The sequence below is a fragment of the Streptomyces sp. MB09-01 genome (assembly GCF_033794505.1).
GTDB lineage: Bacteria > Actinomycetota > Actinomycetes > Streptomycetales > Streptomycetaceae > Streptomyces.
On sequence record NZ_JARAYQ010000560.1, the window covers coordinates 1 to 1,241 of the forward strand.

A 1,241-nucleotide genomic window follows, 5' to 3' on the forward strand; every position below is an offset into this window, starting at 1 on the left:
GGTGACGTCCTTCGGGGTGACCCCGAGCTCGGTCAGGAAGCGGGAGGGCTGGTCGCCGTCGTCGGCGGGGGCCTTGACGGCGGTGACGACGAGGCGGTCGCGGGCGCGGGTGGCGGCGACGTAGAAGAGCCGGCGTTCCTCGGTGAGGAGGGCGCCGGGGGTGAGGGGCTCGGCGAGGCCGTCGCGGCCGATGCGGTCGGCCTCCAGGAGGGAACCGCGACGGCGGAGGTCGGGCCACAGGCCCTCCTGGACCCCGGCGACGACGACGAGGGACCACTCCAGCCCCTTGGAACGGTGGGCGGTCATCAGGCGGACGGCTTCGGAGCCGGTGGCGCGGGCCGTCAACGTGTCGGCGGCGATGTCCTCCGCCTCCAGTTGTTCGAGGAAGTTGAGCGCGCCGCGGCCGCCGGTGCGCTCCTCGGCGCGGGCGGCGGTGTCGAAGAGGGCGCAGACGGCGTCGAGGTCGCGGTCGGCGTTGCGGCCGGCGGCGCCGCCGCGGCGGGCGCTGCGCTCCAGCCGCTGGGGCCAGGGGGTGCCGTCCCAGAGGATCCACAGGGCCTCTTCGGCGGTGCCGCCGCCCTGGAGCAGCTCGCGGGCCTTGCGCAGGAGCAGGCCGAGGCGCTGCGCTCCGCGGGCGTACGCGGGGTCGTGCGCGGTGAGCCGCTCCGGCTCGGCGAGGGCGCGCGCGAGCAGCACGTCGGAGGGCGCGGGCACCTTGACGCCGGCGGCGCGCTCCTCCTCCCGCAGCGCCCGGCCGAGCCGCCGCAGGTCGGCGGCGTCCATGCCGCCGAGGGGGGAGGTGAGCAGGGTGACGGCGGCCTCGACGGTGACGCCTCCGGCGGGGTCGGCGCTGTCGGGGCCCGGCGTCGCACCTCCCGCGGGGTCGGCGCTGTCGGGGCCTGCCCCCGGTCCCGCCTCGTCGGCCACGGCGGCACCCGTGCCGGCCCCGTCGGCTGCTGCGGCCCCGCCCGCTCCGGCGGAGCCGGGGACGGTCGCGTCGAGGCCCGGCCCCGCTGCCCGCTCGGCGGCGGCCCCGGCGGCGGCGTCCGCGACGGCCGAAGCCCCGGCGGCGTCCTCGTCGGCCTCGGCGGCAGTCGGCTCGGCCGGTGTGTCGGTGGTCAGGGTTGCCGTGGCCGAGCCGACCGCCGCCGAGGCCGCCGCGGACGCCGCCGGGGCTACGCCCGTCCCTGATGAACCACAGGGCCTCTTTGGCGGTGCCGCCGCCCCGGAGCAGCCCTGTC

The 1,241-nt window shown here is 79.2% G+C and carries 1 protein-coding gene; it reads right to left on the reverse strand.

Annotated elements, in window-relative coordinates:
• The coding region (locus PV721_RS43445; protein WP_319734404.1) for a 3'-5' exonuclease at positions 1 to 1,241 on the reverse strand (1,241 nt) is incomplete at both ends.